The sequence below is a fragment of the Pseudomonas frederiksbergensis genome, from assembly GCF_001952935.1.
GTDB classification, from domain to species: Bacteria; Pseudomonadota; Gammaproteobacteria; order Pseudomonadales; family Pseudomonadaceae; genus Aquipseudomonas; species Aquipseudomonas frederiksbergensis.
In genome coordinates this window covers 5141025-5158514 of sequence record NZ_CP018319.1, presented here as the reverse complement: position 1 = coordinate 5158514, position 17490 = coordinate 5141025, and the positions used below count along the sequence as shown (strand labels likewise).

The 17490-nt window shown below is 56.8% G+C and carries 16 protein-coding genes; 12 read left to right on the top strand and 4 right to left on the bottom strand.

Translation table 11 applies throughout. The annotated features are described in order from the left end of the window. Nucleotides 1–12 precede the first annotated feature (12 nt). The 6 genes from PFAS1_RS24325 to PFAS1_RS24300 all read left to right on the top strand — a co-directional run bounded on the left by PFAS1_RS24325 (nucleotide 13) and on the right by PFAS1_RS24300 (nucleotide 6736). Complete coding sequence (locus PFAS1_RS24325) at nucleotides 13–1317, top strand: Rieske 2Fe-2S domain-containing protein (protein ID WP_076030835.1); 1305 nt, start codon at nucleotides 13–15, stop codon at nucleotides 1315–1317. After that, nucleotides 1295–1780 (top strand): aromatic-ring-hydroxylating dioxygenase subunit beta, encoded by a 486-nt coding sequence (locus PFAS1_RS24320; RefSeq protein WP_076030834.1) that lies wholly within the window; start codon nucleotides 1295–1297, stop codon nucleotides 1778–1780. The genes PFAS1_RS24325 and PFAS1_RS24320 overlap by 23 nt, the downstream gene beginning before the upstream one ends. 17 nt (nucleotides 1781–1797) lie before the next feature. After that, nucleotides 1798–3507 (top strand): NAD(P)/FAD-dependent oxidoreductase, encoded by a 1710-nt coding sequence (locus PFAS1_RS24315; protein WP_076030833.1) that lies wholly within the window; start codon nucleotides 1798–1800, stop codon nucleotides 3505–3507. 44 nt (nucleotides 3508–3551) lie between these two features. Beyond that, nucleotides 3552–4889: an amidase family protein gene (locus PFAS1_RS24310; RefSeq protein WP_076030832.1), complete on the top strand. Its 1338-nt coding sequence runs from the start codon at nucleotides 3552–3554 to the stop codon at nucleotides 4887–4889. A 112-nt stretch (nucleotides 4890–5001) separates the two neighbouring features. Next, nucleotides 5002–6270, top strand: a complete 1269-nt coding sequence (gene mtr / locus PFAS1_RS24305; RefSeq protein ID WP_076030831.1) for a tryptophan permease — start codon at nucleotides 5002–5004, stop codon at nucleotides 6268–6270. Nucleotides 6271–6430: 160 nt separating this feature from the next. Further along, nucleotides 6431–6736 carry an IclR family transcriptional regulator domain-containing protein gene (locus tag PFAS1_RS24300; RefSeq protein ID WP_083671764.1) on the top strand — a complete coding sequence of 102 codons (306 nt, stop codon included), beginning with the start codon at nucleotides 6431–6433 and terminating at the stop codon, nucleotides 6734–6736. A 140-nt stretch (nucleotides 6737–6876) separates the two neighbouring features. On the opposite strand, the gene PFAS1_RS24295 is transcribed toward PFAS1_RS24300, so the two are convergent. From PFAS1_RS24295 to PFAS1_RS24285, 3 genes are all read right to left on the bottom strand, one after another. After that, complete coding sequence (locus PFAS1_RS24295) at nucleotides 6877–8313, bottom strand: IS1182 family transposase (RefSeq protein ID WP_076031592.1); 1437 nt, start codon at nucleotides 8311–8313, stop codon at nucleotides 6877–6879. A gap of 186 nt (nucleotides 8314–8499) precedes the next feature. Next, a complete protein-coding gene (locus PFAS1_RS30075) occupies nucleotides 8500–9075 on the bottom strand; it encodes a hypothetical protein (protein ID WP_232252166.1) in 576 nt (191 codons plus the stop codon). 31 nt (nucleotides 9076–9106) lie between these two features. Further along, entirely contained in the window at nucleotides 9107–9694 is a 588-nt protein-coding gene (locus PFAS1_RS24285) for a TetR/AcrR family transcriptional regulator (RefSeq protein ID WP_198044931.1), read from the bottom strand. Between the two features lie 149 nt (nucleotides 9695–9843). On the opposite strand from PFAS1_RS24285, the gene PFAS1_RS24280 reads away from it, so the two are divergent. From PFAS1_RS24280 to PFAS1_RS24255, 6 genes are all read left to right on the top strand, one after another. Next, nucleotides 9844–10944 (top strand): alkene reductase, encoded by a 1101-nt coding sequence (locus PFAS1_RS24280; protein WP_076030827.1) that lies wholly within the window; start codon nucleotides 9844–9846, stop codon nucleotides 10942–10944. Between the two features lie 52 nt (nucleotides 10945–10996). Further along, nucleotides 10997–11785 (top strand): SDR family NAD(P)-dependent oxidoreductase, encoded by a 789-nt coding sequence (locus tag PFAS1_RS24275; protein ID WP_076030826.1) that lies wholly within the window; start codon nucleotides 10997–10999, stop codon nucleotides 11783–11785. A gap of 67 nt (nucleotides 11786–11852) precedes the next feature. Beyond that, entirely contained in the window at nucleotides 11853–12722 is an 870-nt protein-coding gene (locus PFAS1_RS24270) for an alpha/beta fold hydrolase (RefSeq protein WP_076030825.1), read from the top strand. A 68-nt stretch (nucleotides 12723–12790) separates the two neighbouring features. Further along, on the top strand, nucleotides 12791–13789 hold the full coding sequence (locus tag PFAS1_RS24265; protein WP_076030824.1) for an NADP-dependent oxidoreductase: 999 nt from the start codon (nucleotides 12791–12793) through the stop codon (nucleotides 13787–13789). 370 nt (nucleotides 13790–14159) lie between these two features. Then, nucleotides 14160–15344, top strand: a complete 1185-nt coding sequence (gene acmB / locus PFAS1_RS24260) for a methyl acetate hydrolase AcmB (RefSeq protein ID WP_076030823.1) — start codon at nucleotides 14160–14162, stop codon at nucleotides 15342–15344. A gap of 106 nt (nucleotides 15345–15450) precedes the next feature. Next, on the top strand, nucleotides 15451–16374 hold the full coding sequence (locus tag PFAS1_RS24255) for a transporter (RefSeq protein WP_076030822.1): 924 nt from the start codon (nucleotides 15451–15453) through the stop codon (nucleotides 16372–16374). A 79-nt stretch (nucleotides 16375–16453) separates the two neighbouring features. On the opposite strand, the gene PFAS1_RS24250 is transcribed toward PFAS1_RS24255, so the two are convergent. Next, a complete protein-coding gene (locus tag PFAS1_RS24250; RefSeq protein WP_076031591.1) occupies nucleotides 16454–17482 on the bottom strand; it encodes an AraC family transcriptional regulator in 1029 nt (342 codons plus the stop codon). Nucleotides 17483–17490: the final 8 nt, after the last annotated feature.

The window sequence follows — 17490 nt, the reverse complement described above, 5'->3', positions numbered from 1 at the left end:
GAGGACAACCGTTTGGACAATTACTTCAACGGCAGAGAAGTGCACAAATCGCTCTTCCTTCATCAACAGCTCTTTGAACAAGAACAACACAGCGTCTTCGCCGCCAGTTGGTGCTATGTGGGGCACGACAGTCTGATCCCGCAGCCTGGTGACTTTTTCACCACCGACATTGCCCAACAACCCTTGGCAATGGTCCGGCAAAAAAATGGCGAGATTGTTGTCCTGCATAACCGCTGCCCGCACAAAGGCGTAAAAGTGTTGGCCGAGCCTCGCGGTAACGTCGGCCGGTTCATCCGCTGCCCTTACCATGCGTGGACATTCAAGACCGATGGCGAACTGTTGAGTATTCCGGTGAAGAAGGAATACGACGATTGCGACCTCAGCACGTGCTCTGCCCACAGAGGCATGCAAGCCGTCGCGGCGGTGGAGAATTATCGCGGTTTTGTGTTTGTCCGCCTCCAGGCGGAAGGCATCGACTTCAACACGTTTTTCGGCGAGTCATTATCGACACTGGACAACATGGTGCTGCGCTCACCCCTGGGTCAGCTTCGCATCGTTGGCCAGCCGCTCCTGCACCGACATCGCTGCAACTGGAAAATGGTCGTCGATAACCAGACCGACACCTGTCACCCGATGATTGCCCACGAGTCCTCGGCGGGCGAAGCGATTCGCTTGTGGAAGGAAACCAGCGACCAGACCAGCCCTTCGCCCATGGTGGTCGAGCTGTTCTCGCCGTTCATGGCGTCCTACGAGTTTTTCGCCAACATGGGCATTCGCACCTGGCCCAACGGCCATGGGCATACCGGTGTCAGCAACTCGATCCATAAAGCCTATGCCGACATTCCGGGGTATTGGGACTTGATGGTCCATAGCTATGGCGAACGCCAGGCCACCGAGATTCTCGAAGACACCCGACACAACACCGTCTATTTCCCGAACCTGATGGTCAAGGGACCGATCCAGACGTTGCGGGTGATCAAGCCGATCAGCGCCCAGGAGACGGTGGTCGAGTCATGGATCTTCGAGTTGCTGGGTGCCCCCATCCAGTTGCTGGAAAGAACCGTCCAGTACAACAACCTGATCAATTCCCCCTGCTCGATGGTGGCCCACGACGATGTGGAAATGTACGAGCGGGCGACGGAGGGATTGCGCAGTCACGCCAACGAGTGGGTCAACGTGGCACGACTCTTTGAATCGAACGAATCCTATGAGCGGACCCAGGTGGTTTCGGGCACCAGCGAAATGGCGATGCGCAACTTTTACAACAGCTGGCAGCACTTGATGCGGGAAAACCATGCAACTCCACCAGAACAATAAACACGCGATCGAACAGTTGATTGCCAGCGAAATCCAGCTGCTGGACCAGCAAGACTTCAGTGCCTGGCAACAACTGCTGACTCCCGAATACACCTACTGGATACCGGTGAGGCGAGAACAGACCAGCCCCCTCCATGAGTCCTCGCTGCTGTATGAAGACCGGTTTCTGACCACGTTGCGCATCAACCGCTTGACCAACGCGCGCAACTACTCGCAACAGCCCAAGAGTCGCGGTTTGCATATCGCCCAGTGTTCGTTGATCCACCTGGAAGACGATGATCTCAGCGCATCGAGTAGCACCAACATGCTCTATTGCGAAGCCCGCGGTGACAGCGAATGGCATTTCCCGGTCACCGTCGAGCATCAACTGATTAACGTCGAAGGCATCTGGAAAATCAAAGGCAAAAAAGTACTTCTGCTCAATCCCTCCCGAGCGATTGAAAGCCTGCAGTTAATCATCTGATTTATCGAGAATCACACGTGAACGTTATGAGTACCGGCTTCGACGAAGCCACATTTCCCTGTTCCTTTCCGTATGTTGACTTGTTGTACGACTACGGCCAGTTTTTGCGCAATGCCGTCGATGCGATCGGTTACTTGCCACCCGAAACGGCCAACAGACACATCGGCATTGTCGGTGCCGGGCTGACCGGGCTGGTCGCCGCCTACGAACTGCTACGTGCAGGCGCCCGTCGGGTCACGCTGTTCGAGGCCGCCGAGGAACACTTGGGCGGGCGCTTGCTGACCCAGCGCTTTGACGACGACCACCCGCAATTCATCGCCGAAATGGGCGCAATGCGCTTTCCTCCCAGCGAGGTCGGGTTGTTTCACTACCTGAACCGCTTCGGTATCGAAACCACTGAAGCATTTCCCGACCCCGGTGTCGTGGACACTGAAATTCACTACCGCGGCGAGACTCATCACTGGGCGGCCATGCAGCCGCCACCAGCGATTTTCAGCACGGTCCATCGGGGCTGGAATGCGTTTTTGAAAGAAGGCGTAACCTTCGATGACGGCACCTGCCTGGCGCCACCGTTGTTACTGACCGAGTTACTCAAACAACACAATTACGCGGAAGTGCAGCCGGAATGGCAGCGCTATCTGGATTGCTTCGGCGACAGCTCGTTCTATTCGGCCATGGTGCGGATTTTCACCGGCAGTAACCCGCCCGGCGGACAACAGTGGCGCAAACCCGAAGACTTCCATCTATTCGGGTCGCTGGGGATTGGCTCGGGCGGTTTCCAATCGGTCTACCGCGCCTCCTTTACCGAAATTCTGCGGCTGGTGGTCAATGGCCTCGAAGTCAATCAACGGCTGGTGCCGATGGGCATCTCGTCGCTGTCGGAGTTGATTGCCGATACGTCATTCAACGGCATGCCCCTGCGCGACCGAATCTGTCGCACCCGCATCGAGTCCATCAACAAGGGCGATAACGGTGAAATCCTGCTGGCCGGCAGCAATGGCGAAACCTATGCCTGCGACCGGGTAATTACCACGACCACCACCCGGGCGCTGCAGGTGAACATGAAGCTCACGCAGAACCAGGCCTTCGTGAATCGTGATGTGGCGCGGGCGATCAACGAGACCCATATGGTCGGTTCGTCCAAGCTGTTCATCCTGACCAAAGACAAGTTCTGGTTGAAACACGGCCTGCCACAGAACATCCAGACAGACACCCTGGTGAAGGGCGTGTACTGCCTCGATTACGCGCCTCAGGATCCTGAGTCCTGGGGCGTGGTTTTGATCAGCTACACCTGGGAAGACGACTCCCACAAGATGGTTTCAATGACCGACAAAGTTCAGCGCTGCCTGCGTCTTGTCGATGAACTGGCCATGAGCGCTCCAGAGTTTGCCAGCCACCTGCTACCGCTCGATGGTAACTACCAGCGCTACGTCCTGGAGTATGACTGGCTGACCGACAAGCATTCGCTGGGTGCCTTCAAACTCAACTTTCCGGGTGACGATATTTACTCGGAGCGCTTGTTCTACCAATTCAAAACAGCCCTCGACCCACAACAGGACACGGGGTTGTACCTCGCCGGGTGCGGCTGCTCTTTCACCGGTGGCTGGGCGGAAGGCGCCATTCAAACAGCGCTCAACGGTGCCTGTGCGGTGATCAGTAGTCTAGGTGGCGACTTGATTGCCGACAATCCGCTGGACGGGCTGCACGCTCAATACCGCTATTGCTGACGCCTTCATCGCAAGCCTCCATCCCCATAGCCGAGACCCGTTTTATGTACAGCCAGCATTCAATTGAAGAACTCGTCAGCGGATTTCGCAGTGGCAGTCACTGCCTGGACACCTGGCACCAATCCCTGCGCGACAAACAGTTTGATCATCAACACCTGAACAGCTTCATCACGTTCGATCCGGCGGCGTTCGAGGGCGCCCCCGGCGCGGATCGGGAGGCGGGCCTGTATGGCATTCCCGTTTCCTTCAAGGACAACATCAATGTCAGCGGCATGCCGACCACCGCAGGAACGCCGGGGCTGGCCGCTTATTACCCGTTGTCCAATGCCGGGATTGTCGAGCGCTTCAAGGTGCTGGGGGCGAGGGCCGTTGGTAAAAACAATATGCATGAACTTTCGTTCGGGGTGACGTCAGCCAACCGAACCCATGGCGCCGTGGTCAACCCGGTCGACGAACGCTACAGCGCCGGCGGCAGCAGCGGCGGTTGCGCGGCAGCCGTCGCCGCCGGCCTGGTGCCCTGCGCCGTGGGCACCGACACCGGCGGTTCGGTGCGCATCCCCGCTGCGTTCTGCGGGATCGTCGGGTTTCGCCCCACCACGGGTTGCTACCCGGTCGACGGCATCGTGCCCGTTTCCCAGACCAAGGACACGCCGGGGCTACTGACCCGCACACTGCAAGACTGTCAGTTCATCCACCGTCACTTGACCGGGGCCCTCCCCGCTGCGCTGGACGACAACAGACCGCTACGGGTGGGCATACCGGAAAAATTCTTCTGGGCCAACCTCGACGAAAAAGTCCGACACGATTGCTTCGCGGCGATCGAAGTACTGGCAGATCGGGGCGTGGAGCTGGTTCCGGTCGATGACCTGTTGATCGGGGAAATCAATGAGAGCATTCAGTTCCCATTGCCGATTTATGAGTTCTTCATCGACTTCCCGCGCTTCCTGATGAAAGAAGGCTGGGGCGACCAATTCCTGAGCATCCTGGCGCAGATCCAGGACCCGGGCATCAAGAAAATACTGACGGCACAACTCGAAAGTCCGGCGATTTCCTACACGGACTATGTACAGGCCTTGATGAGCAAACTGCAGCTGGGTCGTGAATACAGTCGTCTGTTCAATGCTCATCAACTGGATGTCATTGCGTACCCCACCGTCAGCTGCACAGCACCGTTACTCACGGAGTGCGAGGCAGAAAGCAACTTCGAGACGTTCGTGCGCAACACCGACCCGGCAAGCAACCTGGCGGCACCCAGCGTCACCGTTCCGGTAGCGGAAAAACTCTCGCTACCGGTCGGCCTTTCGTTCGACGCGTTGCCCGGGCAGGACAGCCTGCTGCTGGAGAGAGCCCGTCAGTTGTCACGCTTGCTGGCCATGCGCTGACGCGCTGTCGGCGCCATCATCGGCAACGCTGAATGGCGCCGATCCTTTCTGACGCCGACCTCTTCGCCCACTGAAAGAACAGTTCTCTAATAATTCAAATGCAGGCCTTGCCATGCGCAGCACTTCTACGTCCTCTTCCGCTCCCCCCGTTGCACTCGAACGGTCGCCCTCGGTGCTCGGCGGCGCCATGATGATCGGTGGCACCATTGTCGGCGCCGGCATGTTTTCGCTGCCGGTCGTCATGTCCGGCCTGTGGTTTTATGGCTCCGTCGCGGTCCTATTGTTTGCCTGGTTCTGCACCTTGCATTCCGGGTTGATGATTCTTGAGGCCAACCTCAACTATCGTCCGGGTGCCAGTTTTTCAACGATCACCAAAGACCTGTTGGGTCATCGCTGGAATGTGTTGAACGGCTTGAGCATCGTCTTTGTCCTGTACACGCTGACCTACGCCTACATCTCGGCCAGTGGTTCAGTGATTCATCACAGCGCCCAGTCATTGGGCGTGAATCTGTCGGCGCGGGCCGGGGGCCTGTATTTCACCCTGACGGTATCGGTCATCGTGTGGCTGAGCACGGCAGCGGTGAGCCGGGTGACCACGGTGATTTTCGGTGCAAAGATCATCGCGTTTTTCCTGACCTTCGGCGGGTTGCTCGATCATGTGCAACCGGCGACGCTGCTCAATCGCAGCGCCACGGACAGCCACTACCTCCCTTACCTGCTGATGACCCTGCCCTTCTGCCTGACGTCCTTCGGCTTTCACGGCAACGTGCCCAGCCTGATGAAACACTTCGGCAAAGATCCGCAGCGTATCCGGGCCTGCCTGGTCAGCGGCACCCTCATCGCGCTGGGTCTCTATGTCGTCTGGATGGTGTGCAGCATGGGGAACATTCCCCGGGACGGGTTCAAGGACATCGCTCAGCGTGGCGGTAATATCGACGTACTGATCAGCGCGTTGGGGGCCATGCTCAACAGCGCGAAAATCGACGTATTCCTCAGCCTTTTTTCCAACTTCGCCGTCGCCTGCTCCTTTCTTGGCGTGACTCTGGGGCTGTTCGATTATCTGGCCGACGTGCTGGAGTTTGACGACAGCCCGCGAGGTCGCCTGAAAACCGCAGGTACCACCTTCCTGCCGCCCATGCTCTGCGGGCTGTTGTGGCCCGAAGGGTTTATCCATGCAATCGGTTTCGCCGGTCTGGCGGCGACCCTCTGGGCCGTGATTACCCCGGCATTGCTGGCCAGCGCATCACGCAAACGCTTTGGCAGCCCGCGGTATCGCGTGTGGGGCGGCCACCCCATGATTGCCCTGGTGCTGTTTTTCGGCGTGATCAGTGCGGCTTCACATGTACTGTTTTCCTTGGGCCTGTTGCCGGTCTGGCGTTAGCGGCCCTGAACACCATTTGGTTTTCCGAACGCAACCTGTCGGTCGATTCGGTTAACCTGATTACTCATTGTGAAAAATCACGCCATAAATATTTAATCTCATTAAAAATCAATAAGACGACCACATACGCGACGTCAATTACGCATTGGCCATAGACGAGATGGAACCCGGGACCATTTCTGTCGCCGTGCCGCTACGCGAACGCAGCGGAAAAGTGGTGGCTGCGATCAGCTTCGCCTCCAACCGTTCACGGCGTACCCCCGTGGACCTCACCAATAACGTGCTGCATCATTTGCAGGCACTGGCACGGCAAATGGAATCGACCACCGGCAGTTATCAGGACCGGGAGTGGACGGTTTTTTTAAATGAAACGTCAGTGAATGAAGGAGGCATTGCCTACCCACTCAGGGGATTTACCGCTTTTGTAGACATTTCTGAATGTCTGCAATGGGTCCAGGCTGTGTGAAAACGCGCTAAATACCTCGAAAACTGAGAGTCGCGAGGGTTGCCTATGGAATCAGCGGGCGGAAGCGCGAATTAGCTTAGTCAGTGACATAGACGTTCGTAATGCCGTTTGGGCCGCGTCAGCGGCCCAAACGGCTGGGTTCACGCCCTGATCGCCTCAATCAGTCCTGCGATGCCGAAGATGCTCATCATTCGTTTGAGGTTGTAGGCGAGCACATGAAGGCTCATCTCAGTGCTCACCCTCGGCAGGGTTTTGGTCAGGAAGTGGGTACTTCCCATCCAGTACTTGAGCGTTCCGAAAGGATGTTCAACAGTCTGTCGACGAACCCTCATCATCGCTGGATCATGTTCTAGCCGAACCTGTATCGCGTCGACTACAGCCTCATGTTCCCAACGCTTCACACGGCGCTCCTTACCCGTCGTACATTGCTTTTGCATTGAGCAGGACTGGCAGCCCGAGAAGTAGTAACAATGCAATAACATGCCGTCTTCCATCGACGAATGCCGCCTGGTTAGTAACTGCCCCGCAGGGCATCGATACTCGTCCGACGCCGTAAGATAGATGAAGTCCTGCTTACCAAATCGGCCTTCGGCTTTGCTGCCAGATGTGAGGGGTTTCGGTACGAAGGTAATGATGCCGGCTTGCTCGCAAGCAAGGATTTCCAGACCTTTGTAATAGCCTCGGTCGGCCACCACCGTTAGCGATTCAGCCTCGATTTCTTCACGCGCTTGGTTCGCCATATTGCTCAGTTGCCCACGATCATTACCAACGTTGGTCACCTCATGGGCAACGATCAGATGGTGTTTGTCGTCGACAGCTGTTTGTACGTTGTAGCCAACCGTTCCGGTGCCTCGGCCGCTCGTAGCCATTGAGCGTGCATCTGGGTCTGTGAGGGAGATCTGCTGGTCTGGACTTTCGTGGAGCTGCGCCTCGATGTCCTTGAGTTTCTGCATCTGCTTTTTCAGTGTTTCTATCTTTTCTTTAAGCCGCTCTGCTTTGGCCTCGGCCACTTCGGGCGTTGCCCGATCCGCCGAATCCATCGCCGCCAGATATCGATCAATGCTCTGCTCGATCTGCTGCATGCGTGCCTTCACCTTGCCCTGAGTGAAGTTGCGGTCGCGATTATTGACGGCTTTGAATTTGCTGCCGTCGATGGCGATGATCGATTGGGAGAAGAGATTGAGGTTGCGACAAAGAACTACGAACTGGCGGCATACGCTGCGAATGGCTTTGCCGTTGTCTTTGCGAAAGTCGGCAATGGTTTTGAAGTCCGGAGCCAAACGCCCCGTTAGCCACATCAACTCGACGTTGCGCTCGGTCTCTCGCTCAAGTCGGCGGCTGGATTGAATCCGATTGAGATAGCCGTAGATATAGATCTTCAGCAACACCGCTGGGTGATAGGCCGGACGACCAGTTGCGGCAGGATCGACGCCCTCAAAACCAAGTGCGCCCAGGTCGAGTTCATCGACGAAAACATCGACAACGCGCACTGGATTTTCTTCGGCTACGTAATCGTCCAGACACTCTGGCAGCAGCGTCACTTGCGTGCGAGCCTCACCTTCAATAAATCGCTTCATGATCGCCCCCGATACGATCTCAACGATCAGAAGGTTAGACAATCATTAGCGCTTCACACAGCCAAGGTCGATGGGCGAGTCATCAGGCTACAGCTGAAACTCAGCGGCCCCACCCAATAGTAGGCTTCAAAGCCCCGAAAGTTGCGGTCTCAGAGCTAAGTAATGTTGTTCGGGAGGTTCTTTTACCTACAAAAAATCAGCAATCACAAGGGGTTTCTCTGTGGCAAAGATTGACTCGTAAATTGCTTCGTAGGGTGCCTCACGAGCCAACCAAGCGCTGGCGCTGTAGGCTCGAGCCTTGCAGAAAAACGATAGATGCATCTCATCTCCGCGCTCGAACAGTCTGAAATACTGCGCCTCCATTTCAGAACAAAGGTTGTCGAACAGCACTGGATCTAGTTTTGACAGCGTGACCATAATTTCGGCTGGGTCTAGCCCAGCGTCACTCGCCGCCCATAGGACAATACGAGTAGCCACGTCCAATTTTTTGCTTGGAATGATCGCGTCCAATGCATGTTGAATATCTGGGTAGCTGGATGCCAAACGTGAAGGCATGTCTTTTTCCTGACCCGCTTTAGATGGAATGTGAAAGACCTGAGGTTGTTTGTCTAATGCTATTGATTCATCGGCAATGTTTTCACACAGCCTGGGTCGATTGCAGTCCTTCTCGACCGGCAACTGTCGTCCAAAAGCCGTCACTCGTGAGCCGCAGCTTTCGACCCAAAATTGACTTTCTGGTCCAAGCATAAAATTGAACTTCATCCGAAAACTACGCTTTGAATGAGCCGCCCTTCTAAACCGCTTCCACATCATCGTTCGGCAACGAAGCAAACATTTCAGCGCGGCACACCTCAAGGATCTCATCCGCCAGCGCGGAATCATCCGGGCAGGCACGCGACAAAATAATCGCGCCGACAGCACGTGACAGCAGGTCAATCATTTTCTTTCTTCCCTCACCCGCCGCGGAGTCCGGCCCCGTCGGATATTTTTCCCCCAGCGTTTGGAGAGTGTGTTCGATCCCTTCGGCAAACGTCGCTTTCAAATCATCCGATTGACGCGCCGCGTCGCCGCACAACGCGGCCATGGTGCAACCGCTGCCACGTCCGTCCCGATGTTCCCTCGTCACATAGACGCCGATGAAGCCGGGAACGTCGAGCGCTTGGGCACCTGTCAGCGACTTGGCAAGACTGCAAGCAGAGGCTTCGGCCATCAGGTCGGCCTTCGAACCGAAATGCTTGTAGAAACCTCCATGGGTGAAACCGGCAGCCGCCATGAGATCCGACACACCGACGCCGTCAAAGCCACGCTCACGGAACAGCTCAGAGGCTGTCTCGACAATGTGCTCTCGATTGGCCTGCGCCTGGGCCTTGGTCACTCTCACGTGCAATACCTCATGTTCACTGGGAAATCATGCGGCCAAGCATACATAGATGCTGGTCATAATCAAAGCTGTTGACAGCTTAGATTAAGATCATCATCCTAATTGCACACACCACCGAACTCCATCAACGGGCACGGAAGAAATACCAGATGACCGATCAGAATCTGTTCACCCCTTACACGCTTGGCGCCCTCACGCTATCGAACCGCATCGTCCTGGCGCCGCTGACACGTAACCGCGCAGGCGAAGGCTTTGTCCCCAGCGAGTTCGCGGCCAGTTATTACAGCCAACGTGCCAGCGCAGGCTTGCTGATCAGCGAAGCCACGCAGATTTCCCAACAGGGCCAGGGCTATCAGGACACCCCCGGGATCTACACGCAGGCGCAGATAGACGGCTGGCGCACAGTGACCGATGCCGTCCATGCCAAGGGCGGAAAAATCTTTCTGCAACTGTGGCATGTCGGCCGCGTGTCGCACGTTGATCTGCAAGAAAACGGCGCCGCACCCGTGGCCCCTTCTGCGCTGCGCGCCGCCACCAAGGTATTCGTCAACAACCACTTTGAAGACGTCTCCGAGCCGCGCGCACTGGACATCAGCGAACTACCAGGGATCGTCTCCGATTTCTGCCAGGCCGCGGCAAACGCTGTCGCTGCTGGGTTCGATGGTGTAGAGATTCACGGTGCAAATGGCTATTTGCTGGATCAATTCCTCAAGGACAGCGCCAATTTGCGTACCGATGCTTACGGCGGTTCGATTGAAAATCGAGCGCGTCTGTTGCTCGAAGTGACGGCGGCCGTCGTCAATGAAATCGGCGCGGATCGCACCGGTGTGCGCTTATCGCCGGTGTCGCCGGCCAATGGCGTTTCCAGCAGTGATCCGCAGGCGCAATTCGATTACGTCGTCGACCAACTCGACGCGCTCGGTGTGGTTTATCTACACGTGGTCGAAGGCGCGACCGGTGGCCCGCGTGACGTGGCGCCATTCGATTTCGGCGCCCTGCGCCAGCGCTTCAAAAATACCTACATCGCCAACAACGGCTATGACCTGAATCTGGCGACATCAAGGCTCGCCGAAGACCAAGCCGATCTGATCGCATTCGGTCGCCCGTTCATTAGCAATCCGGATCTGGTAGAGCGCCTCAAAAGTGGCGCGCCGTTGTCCGCCTTCAATCCCGCCACGCTCTATGGCGGCGGTGCAGCAGGCTACATCGACTACCCGACGTTGGCTGAATCGAACGCTACCGCAAGCTGAGCAATCAGTGATCGCGCTTTCTGTTTCACACATCCTCAAAGAGAGATAACCCATGAGCACTCGCCCTGCTGTTCTCATCACTGGCGCCTCCACCGGCATTGGCGCCGTCTACGCCGAGCGCTTCGCGCAACGCGGACACGATCTGGTACTGGTCGCCCGAGACCAGGCACGTCTGGACGCACTTGCAGCCCGATTGCGCAGCGAACACGGCGTCGCCGTCGATATCATTCCGGCGGACCTGACCCAACTCGGCGATCTGACAACTGTTGAAACCCGCCTGCGCGACGACGCCCGTATCGGCATCCTTGTCAATAACGCCGGTGCCGCGCTGTCCGGTAACTTTATCGACCAAAGCACCGACAGCGTTGCGCAACTGGTCGCCCTCAACACCACAGCGCTGGTGCGCTTGGCCAGCGCCATCGCCCCACGCCTGGCCAAAGCAGGCGAAGGCGCGATCATCAACATCGGTTCGGTGGTGGGTCTTGCTCCGGAGTTCGGCATGTCGGTCTATGGTGCAACCAAGGCGTTTGTGCTGTTTCTTTCCCAAGGCCTGAGCCTGGAACTTTCTCCTCAGGGCGTCTACGTGCAGGCCGTGCTGCCGGCGGCCACCCGCACGGAAATCTGGGATCGCTCCGGGGTCGACATAAATACCTTGAGCGAAATCATGGAAGTGGGCGATCTGGTGGATGCCGCACTGGTCGGATTCGATCGTCGCGAACCGGTAACGATCCCGCCGCTGCACGAAGCTGAACGCTGGGATGACCTGCAGAGCGCACGTCAGGGCTTGCTGGGGCAAATCCGCCAGGCTGCGGTTGCCCAGCGCTACCTAACCCAACAATGATCTTTTGGTAGCGAGCATACGCGCCGGATTCGATGCAGGCGCGTCAGGCTCGCTGTCCGGAGTAGAAATGAATCCAACGAAGACAAATACCCCCTCGGGTTCGCAGACGTCGTTCATCAACGCGGCGAACCTGTCGATCACGGTCAACGGCATTCCCTTCGCCTACCGCGACACCGGCCCCACAACCGGTGTGCCTCTCGTACTGTTCAACCATTGGGGCGCGGTGCTGGACAACTTCGATCCCGCGATCATCGATGGCCTGGCACAAACCAGGCGCGTCATTACCACCGACTATCGCGGTATCGGCGGCTCAGGTGGAACCGCACCACTGACGGTCGGCGAAATGGCTGACGATGCCATCCAACTGCTGCATGCGCTGGGGTTCGACACCGTTGATATGCTCGGTTTTTCGCTCGGCGGTTTCGTTGCTCAAGACATCGCCCTGAAAGCGCCAGAATTGGTGCGCCGCTTGATTCTGACCGGCACCGGGCCAGCCGGCGGCACTGGTATCGACAAGGTCGGTTCGGTCACGTGGCCATTGATGCTCAAAGGCTTACTGACCTTGCGCGATCCCAAGTTCTACCTGTTCTTTACTTCGACGCCCAACGGCCGTCGATCCGCCTCGCAGTATTTGCAACGCTTGAAAGCGCGCAAAAATAATCGCGACAAAGGCCCGACGCCCTACGCTTTCCTGCGACAGTTGAAAGCCATCACCGCGTGGGGCAATCAGGCACCGCAAGACCTCGAGCGCTTGCGGACGCCGACGCTGATCGTCAACGGCGACAACGACATCATGGTGCCCAGTGAAAACTCGCTGACACTGGCCAACCGCGTCCCGAACGCACAGTTGGTTATTTATGAAGATGCCGGGCACGGCGGAATTTTCCAGAACTACGCTGACTTCGTGGCCAAGGCACTGGCGTTCCTCGATGCCTGACAACGCGGCACATCAACGCCGAATACGTACCGCCCACCCTCCCTCCAACCGACAAGAGCCGCACCACGATGAAGGCATTTCTAATTGATCGCTATGGCAAGAACACTGGGAGCATTGGAGAAGTGGCCGTCCCTGAAGTGGGCGCCCACGACGTATTGATTGAGGTACACGCCAGCAGCATCAACGTTCTGGATTCGAAGATCAGGAAAGGCGAATTCAAACTGATCCTGCCCTATGCATTTCCGCTGGTGCTGGGCAATGACCTGGCGGGCGTAGTGGTTCAGATTGGAGCACAGGTGACGGGGTTCAAGCCGGGAGATGAGGTCTACGCTCGCCCGCCTGAAGCGCAGATCGGAACGTTCGCCGAATTGATCGCAGTGGACGAAAACGCGGTCGCACGCAAACCCGCCAATACCACCATGGCACAAGCCGCGTCCCTCCCCTTGGTTGCACTGACCGCCTGGCAAGTGCTGGTCGAAACCGCCCAACTGAAAAAGGGCCAGAAAATACTGATCCACGCCGGCTCCGGCGGCGTCGGCACTCTCGCCATCCAGCTCGCCAAACACCTCGGCGCCTTTGTCGCGACCACCACCAGCACCGCGAATGTCGAATGGGTGAAGGCACTCGGGGCCGATGCAGTAATCGATTACACACAGCAGAACTTCGAAAGTGTCTTGCACGACTATGACGTGGTGTTGAACAGCCTTGGCGCCGATGTACTGGAGAAGTCACTCAAGGTCCTCAAGCCCGGCGGCCAGCTCATTTCCATCTCAGGTCCACCCACTGCACAGTTCGCGCAGGAGCAAAGGTTGTCCTGGCCATTGCAGCAAGTCATGCGCCTGTTGAGCCTTGGCATTCGTCGCAAAGCGCGCAAGCAGGATGTCAGCTATGCATTCGTGTTCATGCGGGCCAATGGTGCTCAACTGCAACAAATCACCGCGCTCGTTGAGGACGGCATCATCAAACCTGTGGTTGATCGCGCCTTCACCTTTGAATCAACGGCAGAGGCGTTGAAGTACGTCGAGCAGGGACGAGCCAAGGGCAAGGTCATTGTTACGCTCAAATGACGACGCCACATATCGATGAGCTAACCGATTGGTCTGTACTGGCGCTTAAGGACTTCAATGAGCAACGCAGTACGGATACGCGCAAACTTCCCTCCAGGCGGATCTGCGACCGCTTTGCTCTGCTGGCGAGCCTCACTCAGTAGGCGCTCGTTATCTCTGTTTGCTCGTCGCCCTCCTGCGCAGTACTTAAATAAGTGCCTGATTCCGACACCCCTTGCCGGCAGACGACAGACGCTCCGAACTTGTTTTCTTAGTCTCCCCTGGACCGACGTTCAACGCTTCACGTCGGCTTAACCAGTCTTGCCACTGCACATCCCGCCATAGGCTCTAGCCGAGCGCACCAGGGATGGGTTCAAGGAGAATAAGAATAATGAATCCGGCTTTCACTTCATCAATCAATAACCTGCTCGATACCGTCACCGCGGGACAACAGCGCGTGCCAGGCGTAGTTGCAGCAATAACCGGGCGAGATGGTTTGCTCTACGAGGGTGCTTCAGGACAACGAACGCTCGGTCAAACTGATGCAATGACGACCGACAGTGTTTTCGCCATGTTTTCCACGACTAAAGCGATAACCGCCACGGCGGTGCTTCAGTTGGTCGAGGACGGCCGACTGGATCTCGATGCGCCTGCCAGGAACTATGTGCCGATGATCGGCGAACTTAAGGTGCTTGAAGGGTTTGATACCGACGGCACCCCGCGGCTTCGCGCGCCCAAAAAACACATCACCACGCGGATGCTTCTGCTTCATACAGCAGGCCTGGGTTATGAATTCTTTAACGAAAACTACAACAGGCTAGTCCAGGAAGGACGCCAACCCAGCATCATCAGTGGATCGTTGGCGGCACTTATGACGCCCTTGCTGTTTGAGCCTGGTGAACAGTGGGAATACGGTTCCAACATGGATTGGGCCGGTCTGGTGGTCGAGGCCATTACCGGCAAACGTCTGGGTGAAGTCATGCAACAGCGTATTTTTGAGCCGCTGGGCATGACCGATACCGCCTTTAGCATGAGCGCATCGATGATCCAGCGACGGGCTGGAATGCATCAGCGTGAAGAAGATGGATCGCTGACCGCGGTCGAGGGCTCCCTCCTTCCAGAGGAACCAGAAGTGCACATGGGAGGCCATGGCCTGTTCTCGACAGTGAAGGATTATTGCCTGTTCATCCGGGCCTGGCTAAACGATGGACAGGGTGATCACGGACGAATTCTGAAGCCTGAGACGATTCGTTTCGCTGAAAAAAACGGGCTCGACAACCTGAAAATAAAAGCCCTTCCCTGCGTGATTCCGAGTATCTCCCACACTGCGGAATTCTTCCCTGGCATGCCAAAGTCATGGGCGTTGAGTTTCATGATCAACGAACAAGACGCACCCACCGGTCGTCCTGCGGGCTCTTTGGCGTGGGCTGGGTTGGCCAATCTTTTCTATTGGATCGATCGCAAGAATGGCATCGGTGGTTTTTGGGCCACTCAGATATTGCCATTCGTAGACCCTGTTTCGACCAATGGATATCTGGATTTCGAAACGGCGGCCTACCGCAATCTGACCACCTGAACCCGTACCTGATTCGATTCGCATGAGAGCCCCCCAAGGGCTCCAGGCGATGGCGCAAGAAAACTATCCCCTTCTCCGAAAACAACAAAAACAAAACAGGTGACTCATGGAGATCTCCACACGTACCCCTGCGCGCGCTCGATCCACAGAATGCGCATTTGGCACGTCAACAATCAGTGCCGGCCTCCTGCTGGCGACTCTGGCGGGCAACGCCGGAGCCGTCGATGTGGACGCCGGCGAATACGCCGCTGCGCTTCCAGCCGGCAGCAATATCGGCTTGCTTTACCTCCAGCATGCCGAACGGCGGTCACTTTACGGTAATGGTCACAAGGTTGCGATCAAAGCGGGACTCGACTCGGATATCGGCATATTGCGCGTCGCGAATTACCAGCAGTTGGGTGACTACACGATTAATACGCAGTTCCTGTTGCCATTCGGGCGCCTGGAAGGAACACGCGATAACGACTCGTTGGGACAAACCAATGGCGTGGGCGACTTGGTCCTGGCGTCCACTCTGTGGCTCGTGAATGATCCGGCGAAGAACCGATATTGGGGCATTGCGCCCTACCTGTTCGTGCCGACCGGTAACTATGACCGAAACGATGCACTCAACCTTGGCGAAAATCGTTGGAAGATGACGTTGCAGACAGGCTATGTGACCGGCCTCACTGAAAAGTTGTCTCTGGACCTCACCGCCGATGTAACCCTGTTTGGCAAAAATGATGACCTCACGAGTCAAGGCCTGACGTTGCGACAGAAGCCTCTATGGCAAGCCCAGTCCTACCTGAGATACGCCGTGACACCCAAGCTCTCGGTGCATGTCGGCGCGTCTCAACTCTGGGGTGGTGAGACGCGCGTTGACGGTCAGGATCTGAACGATGAACCCAACACCAGCAAGTACCGTGTCGGGGGATCGTACTGGTTGACCCCTACGTTCCAGGCCCTGCTCAATTACGGCCAGGACGTATCGGTCGACAACGGCTTCAAGGAAAAGCAGCGGGTTAACCTACGGCTGTTGTGGGTGTTCTGACCCACAGCAAGTGGTTGGCTTCCTGGGTACCGAGAGCGTCTTGGACGTCACTCTCGGTGCCCTTTTCTGCCTCGCATCGCTAACGCAGTCGGCGCTGCAAGGTTTGGGAGGGTAATTCACTGAAACGCTTGCGATAGATTCCCGCAAATTCACCCAGGTTTAGATAACCCCACCGAAAGGCGATGGTGGAAACAGTCGTACCCGACTCCGGATCCGTTGCCAATAAATCGCGGCGCACACCCTGCAACCGCTGCTCGCGCAAGAACGCACCGGGCGTCATGCCGCGAAAACGCGAGAAGGCTCCACTCAATGCCCGCACACTGGTCCCGACGGCACTGGCAACCTCTGCCATCGTCGGCAGGCTCAATGCGTTGGCACTCATAAACTCTTCAGCGGCCCTGACATAACGCGGTGCAATCCGGTTCATTGGACTATTGAAATCAAGCCCTGCTTGCTCGGCGCGGCCAGCCCACTCTCGCAATAAATGAACGCAAAGACTTTGCTCCAGGTGAGCCCCCATACGTCCTTCAGCCATGTGCTCGGAAGCCTCGGCAACACAACGAACCGTGTACTCCAGCAGGCTTAGCCAGCTAGAACCGATTCCGCCGATAATGCATTTATGTCTCCAGAACCGATCATCGGGCACGAACCCAAACCACTGCTGCGCCATCCGTTCCAGAACTGCATGAGGAATAGTCAGATTCAGTTGCAGGTGATCCGGGTCGAGGTCGATCCGGTAATCGACACGACTGCAATTGGCAATGAAGGATTGACCTACTGCCGTATCCTCAGTGACCGAACGTTGAGCCCAGTGCCGGGCATTGCCGCGAATGGTCGTCAGCAGTAACGCATTCCCCGACTCGGGCGAAAATTCATCGACGCTCACGGCGACTCCATAGGCAAAACGAGTCAGCGTCAACTCGCCAATCCTGGACGAATGCATGGTTGCGTGCGGCTTGATGGCATGCCCGATGGGGGCCACACGATAGGGCATGTAAACGCGATCCGACCAGTCGCTGATTTCATCCCACTCGGTTGAAAAGATTTTGTGTTGCTGGCGTATCGGCTTGCCGCTGACATCGGTTAACAACGCATGCTCAAGAAGCATAGAGACAC